A 6,176-nucleotide genomic window follows, 5' to 3' on the forward strand; every position below is an offset into this window, starting at 1 on the left:
AGCCCCGAGCTGGAGCACCGCATGGTCCTGGACGAAGACCGCCGCCGGCCGGCCCCCCGCCGCGCCGGCCTCTCTCCCGCGTTCGCGATCGCCTGGCTCCTCGCCGCCGGCGTGGCGCTCGGGCAGGAAGCCGCCGCGCCGCACTGGATCTGGCGCTCCGGCATGGGGGACGGCCACGACGTGCCCGCCGAGACCTGCTACTTCCGCAAGACCGTGAACGTCAAGGAACCCTCGCGGCTGGCCCTCTTCGCCGCCGCCGACAACGCGTTCGAGCTGTACCTGGACGGCCGTCGGATCGCCGGCGGCGAGGACTGGCGCAGCCCCGCGAAGGTCGACCTCAAGATCGAGACCGGCCCGCACGTCCTGGCGGCCTGGGCCGCGAACGAGGCGCCCGGCCGCGCCGGCTTCCTCGTCTCCGGCGGCGTCCTGCCGCTGGGGCAGGGGGCCCCGGTCCACACCAACCTGACCTGGAAGGCGGCCGTCGACGTCCCGGCGGGCGACGCCTGGAAGCTCCTGGGCTACGACGACTCCGCCTGGCCGGCCCCCGTCGACCTCGGCGAGTTCGGCGTCGAGCCCTGGGGACGCCTGGCCCTGGGCCTGGGCGACGCCGCCGAGCGCTTCCGCACGGCCGAGGGCTTCGCCGTGGAGACGGTCGGCTCGCCTCAGGTCACCGGCTCGGTCGTCGCCTTCACATTCGACCCCGACGGCGCGCCCTGCGTCTCGATCGAACGTGGCCCGATCGCCCGCCTGGTGGACGACGACGGCGACGGCAAGTACGACCGCAGCGTGGTCATCGCCCCCGGCATGAACAACTGCCAGGGCCTTCATTTCACCCGCGACGTCCTGTTCGCCGTCGGCAAGGGGCCCGAGGTGGCCGGCCTCCACCGCCTGTCGGACGTGGACAAGGACGGCGTTTTCGAGAAGGTGGAGCTGGTCCGGGGCGTCGACGGCGGCATGGGTGAGCACGGCCCGCACGCCGTGATGATCGGGCCCGACGGCCGCCTCTATTACAACAGCGGCAACCACTCGCACCTCAAGCCGCCCATCGACCCGGCCAGCCCTTTGAACGTGATGTATGAGGGCGAACTGCTGCCGCACCTGAACGACTCGCGAGGCCACGCGGTCGGCATCATGGCGCCCGGCGGCGAGATCTATCGCAGCGACGACCTGGGCGCGACCTGGAAGCGGATCGTCGGCGGATTCCGCAACCAGTACGACTTCGCGTTCAACAGCCAGAGCGAGTTGTTCAGCTTCGACAGCGACATGGAGTGGGACGTCGGCGTCCCCTGGTACCGCCCCGTCCGCGTCAATCACAGCCCCATCGGCGCCGAACTGGGCTGGCGTAACGGATCGGCCGACTGGCCCGAGTACTACTTCGACAGCCTGCCGGCCACGCTGGACCTCGGCCGAGGCAGCCCCACGGGCGTCACGTTCTACCTGGGCGGCCAGTTCCCCGAGGAGTACCGCGACCAGTTCTTCATCTGCGACTGGTCCCAGGGCCGGATCCTGGCCGTCGAGCTTGGCCGCGAGGGGGCGACCTACCGCGGCAAGGCGAAAGAGATGGTCAGCGGCCAGCCGCTCAACTGCACCGACATCGAGGCGGGCCCCGACGGCTGCCTCTACTTCACCACGGGCGGTCGCGGCACTCAGGGGGGCCTATTCCGCCTCAAATCGACGCGCGAGGCCGCGCCGGCGAAGCCCGCCGAGGACTTCCTGGCCTCTGCGATCGACATCGACTCCCCCCTCTCCAGCTTCTCCCAAAAGAAGCTCGACGACCTGAAGGCCGCCAACGCCGACGCGTGGGCTCCTCGACTGGAACAGGCCGCCCGCGACGTCTCCGGGCGAACGTCCGCCGCCCGCCGCATACGGGCCCTGGAGATCCTCGCACAGCAGGGGCCGGAGCCGAGCGAGGCGCTCTTGATCACCCTGGCGACCGACGTCGACGCGGCCGTCCGCTCGCGGGCCGTCGCCTTGCTGGGCTATCACGCGACCGACGCCTCGCGCGCCGCCTTGACCGCGGCCCTCGGCGACAAGGACCCGTTCGTCCGCCGCCACGCCTGCGAGTCGCTCATGCAGCAGCCGGCCGAGGCGATCCCCGCCCTCGCGCTCTTGCCGCTGCTGTCCGACCCCGACCGCTTCATCCGGTTCGCCGCGCGGACGGCCGTCGAGCACGCCGGGCCGGCCCGGTTCCGCGACGCGATCCTCGCGGTCGACGAGCCCCGCGCCCGGCTGGAGGGGATGCTCGCGCTCGTTCGGGCCGGCGGGCTCGACGCGGCGACGCAGGACGACCTGTTCGAACGCGAGCTGGTCCTCCTCCGCGAGACGCTGGACCCCGCCTTACAGCTCGACCTGCTCCGGCTCATCGAGCTGACGTACCTCCTGGGACCTCGCAAGGCCGAGGTCCCGGCGTCGGCCGAGTTCCGGCCCCGGCTGCTGGCGATGTTCTCCGAGAAGGTCGACACGTCCGTCAACCGCGAGGTCGCCAAGCTCCTGGCCTACCTCGACGAGCCGCAGGCCGTCCCGGCGCTCCTGGCCCATCAGGACGCGGTGGCCGACACCGTCTCGCAGATCCACGACGCCTATTGCCTCCGGGCGATCAAGCAGGGCTGGGACGCCGACGCCAAGCGTCGCTACTGGACCTGGTTCGATCGCGCCAGCACCTGGGACGGCGGCTACAGCTACCTCGGCTTCCTGGACATGATGGCCCGCGAGTGGCTGCCCGTCCTCACCGCCGAGGAACGCGCCGAGCTGCTCGCGCAGGGCGAGTCGCACCCGTTCCCCACCCGCGTGCTCGTCCGCGAGTTGGACGCGGAGAAGGATCCCGCGGCGGTCGCCACGCTGACCTCGCTTTATAGGAAGCTGGTCGCGGTGTCCGGGTCTCAGGCCGACGACCTGAAGTCGACGATCCTGGAGAAGCTGGGCCGGAGCCCCGGCGAGGAGGCCCGCGCCGCGCTCCGCACTCTCCTCGAAGCCGACCCGGCGAGCCGGGGCCGGCTGGTGCGCGCCCTCGCCGAACGTCCGTCGAAGGTCGACCTGCCCATCTTCGCCGCGGCGCTCGACGCCCGGGACGAGAACACGCTCCGCCTGTTGCTCCGAGCCTTGCAGCGAATTGGTGAGACTCCCGAAGGGCCCGAAGCCCCGGCGGCGCTCCTCCGCCTGGCCCGTCGCGCCGCGCCCGCTCTCCAGGCCCCGATCCGTCAGGTCGCCGGCCGCTGGCTGGGGCGTCCCGAGAAGGAGGACGCGGCGTCGTTCGACTCGGAGATCGCCTTCTGGGATCGCGCGTACAAGGCGAAATACCCCGACGGCCCGGCCACCGTCGACGATGCGACGGCGGCGAAGGTCCGTGACCTGCCGGATCTCGTCCGCAACGTACTCCAGGCGGAGGTGATGAAGACCGCCTCGCCCGAGCGCGGGGCGGCCGTGCTGGCGAAGGTCCGCTGCCTCGACTGCCACAAGTTCGGCGACAAGGGCCAAGGACTGGGCCCCGACCTCACGACGGTGAACAGCCGGTTCCAGCCGGCCGACACCCTGGAATCGATCGTCCTGCCGTCCAAGGTGATCTCGGACCAGTACAAGCCGATCACCGTGGCGATCGAGGACGGCCGCGTGCTCAGCGGCATGCCGATCGTGGCCGACGGCCCGAACCTCGTGCTGCTGATCTCGGACGGCTCCAAGATCACGATCCCCAAGGACGAGATCGAGGAGCAGAAACCGTCGCCGATCTCGGTCATGCCCGAAGGCCTGCTCGATCCGCTGTCCTACCAGGAGATCGCCGACCTGATCTCTCTGTTCGAATCGATGCCGCGCGTCGCCGCCCCCGACCAGGCGGCGGCGAAGCCGTGACGGGAGGCCCGGCGATTCACGCGTCGCGCCGGCGTCGCTTCCCGGCGCCGGCCGCGGCGATGTGGGGGCGGGGGACGCCGGCGTGTCGATCTCTCGACGCTGCCACGTCGGCGAGCAACGTCAGCAGCCGCCGCCGGAAGACCGGCAGCGCGTAGGACTCGGCCCGCGCCCGCGCGGCGGCCGGGTCGTGGGGGTGGCCTTCGGATTCCCAAGTCTCGATCGCCGAGGCCAACGCGTCGGTCGTCGGCAGGTCGTAGAGCCGGCCGCAGGCGTCGGCGACGGTCTCGGCCGCGCCTCCCCGACCCAGGGCGATCACGGGGGCGCCGCAGGCCATCGCCTCGACGGGCACGATCCCGAAGTCCTCCTCGCCGGGGAAGAGGAGGGCCCGGCAGCGTCGGTAGTGGTCGCGGATCACGTCGTCGGGCTGCCAGCCCAGGAACGTCGCCGACGGCCCCGCCGCCGCCTCCAGCCTCGCCCGATCCGGCCCCGCGCCGATGACGATCAAACGCCGCCCCGAGCGTCGGCAGGCTGCAATCGCCTGGTCCACCCGCTTGTAGGGCACCAGCGCCGAGACGACGAGGTAGAAGTCCTCGCGAGGGGGGGCCAGCGGGTCGGGCCGATAGAAGTCGGCGTCGACCGGCGGGGGCACGACCGTGCTCTCGCGATGATAGCACTCGGCGATCCGGCCGCGGATCGTCTCGGAGATCGCGACGAAGTGGCTCACCCGGCGGGCCGTGGCGAGGTCCCAGTCCTGCAACCGGTTCAGGAGCGAGCCCGCCATGGCGCGACGGAGCGGCCGGTCCGACCAGCCCTGCAAGTAGGCTTCGCGACCCTGCCAGGCGTACCGCATGGGCGTGAAGCAGTAGCAGACGTGCGGCACTCCGACCGGCACCCGGACCGACTTCGCCACGCAATGACTCAGGCTGACGACCAGGTCGACGTTCCGGAGCCGCCAGGTCGCCGCCGCGGCCGGCATGATCGGCAACAGTTGCCGATAGTAGCGGAAGACCCCGGGGGCCCTCTGCAAGGGCGAGGTGCGGATCGCCATCGACTCGATCGCCGGGCTGGTCGACCCCTTGCGGTGGATCAGCGTGTAGAGCAGGGCCTTCGGGAAGGCGCGGCAGAGGACATCCAGGCACTTCTCGCCGCCACGCATGCCGGTGAGCCAGTCGTGCACCAGGGCGATCCGGAGCCCGGCGAGCGCCGGCGGGACCGCGTCGTCCGGTGGCGAAGTCGCGAGGCCCAGGCCCCCCGCGTCGGGCTGCCGCTCTCGGATGCTGGCGTCCATGCCGGCCCCCTCCGTGTCGTTTCCTCGTGGTCAAGGCCGGAACCTACTCGATCCCCCCGATTCGGGCAAGGCGACGAGTCCGCAGGGCGAGGATCTGGCGAGGGCTCGACGCCCTCGATGTGTGCATTTCCCAATCCTGGCTCACTGTCATCCTGGGGGATGACGCGCGCCGGGCCCAGTCGACGTGCGTTGGGAACAAGGCCCCCGTCCTCTTCGGCGAGCCCCGCCACGAGAAAAAACAGGCGAATCGCGCCGTACGAAGCCAATTCTTCGTGCGGAGAAAGGGTTTTAAGTGATTGCGGTTCAAGAGTTAGCGTCCGATGGACTCGTTTATGGGGTGTGCGAACGAAGCCAATGTTCACCCCCGCGAGAGCCCGACGCCCGTCGTGGCGCGTCCTCGGGCGATAGAGGAATTTCGATCCCCGATTTCTGCGCCGAACGAAGCCAATCTCTCTTCCGAGAACCGTAGTTACTGACTCCAGCCCGGCCAAAGTGACACCGGTCACAAGCGGAGCGGGAGCTCGGCGCGGCGGATGAATGAGGCCAGGAGTTCGGGCTGTCGTTGCAGGGCCGGCAGCTTCCGGCACAGCCGGAATCGCATCTCGGTCGAGTCCTCGGGGGCGTAGTTGGGCAGCCGGTGGTACTTGGTCCACCCCCACACCCCCTCGTCCGGGATGGCCTCCGGTGCGTAGCCGGGGAAGTCCTCGGCTACGACCTCCGGGTGCTTCGCCAGGTAGGCCTTCACGAGGCCCGATCGGCCATGGATCCGGCTCCGGTCCCAGAGGATCGTCATCGGCCGGCCGAGGTGGGCCCTCAGGCCTCTCAAGAAGGCGACGGAGTCCTCGCCCCGGGCGTTGGCGTCGTCGGGCAGGAGCCGGAAGTAGGGGTTGGGCCTACGTCGCCTCGGGCTGACGGTCACGGCGCTGATCGCCGAGATCCGACCCTTGCGATGCCATGCCTCGACGAGCGGCGTACGGCCCCTCGGGGCGTAGGCGCGACGGACCACCGGCGTGAGCTGGAACCGTGACTCGTCAATATAGACCCA

Annotated in this window: 3 protein-coding genes; 1 reads left to right on the top strand and 2 read right to left on the bottom strand. The window is 70.6% G+C overall.

The window, feature by feature from the left end; all coding sequences use genetic code 11:
- Window positions 1-21 precede the first annotated feature (21 nt).
- The gene (locus tag G6O68_RS17690) at window positions 22-3,843 is read left to right on the top strand and encodes a HEAT repeat domain-containing protein (protein ID WP_165249954.1); all 3,822 of its coding nucleotides are present in this window, start codon (window positions 22-24) and stop codon (window positions 3,841-3,843) included.
- A gap of 16 nt (window positions 3,844-3,859) precedes the next feature.
- Here G6O68_RS17690 and G6O68_RS17695 read toward each other — a convergent pair whose 3' ends face one another.
- Both G6O68_RS17695 and G6O68_RS17700 read right to left on the bottom strand, forming a co-directional pair.
- Window positions 3,860-5,131 (bottom strand): glycosyltransferase, encoded by a 1,272-nt coding sequence (locus tag G6O68_RS17695; protein WP_165249955.1) that lies wholly within the window; start codon window positions 5,129-5,131, stop codon window positions 3,860-3,862.
- Between the two features lie 502 nt (window positions 5,132-5,633).
- The coding region (locus G6O68_RS17700) for a transposase (RefSeq protein WP_206108124.1) at window positions 5,634-6,176 on the bottom strand (543 nt) is incomplete at its 5' end.

The sequence above is a fragment of the Paludisphaera soli genome (assembly GCF_011064595.1).
GTDB lineage: Bacteria > Planctomycetota > Planctomycetia > Isosphaerales > Isosphaeraceae > Paludisphaera > Paludisphaera soli.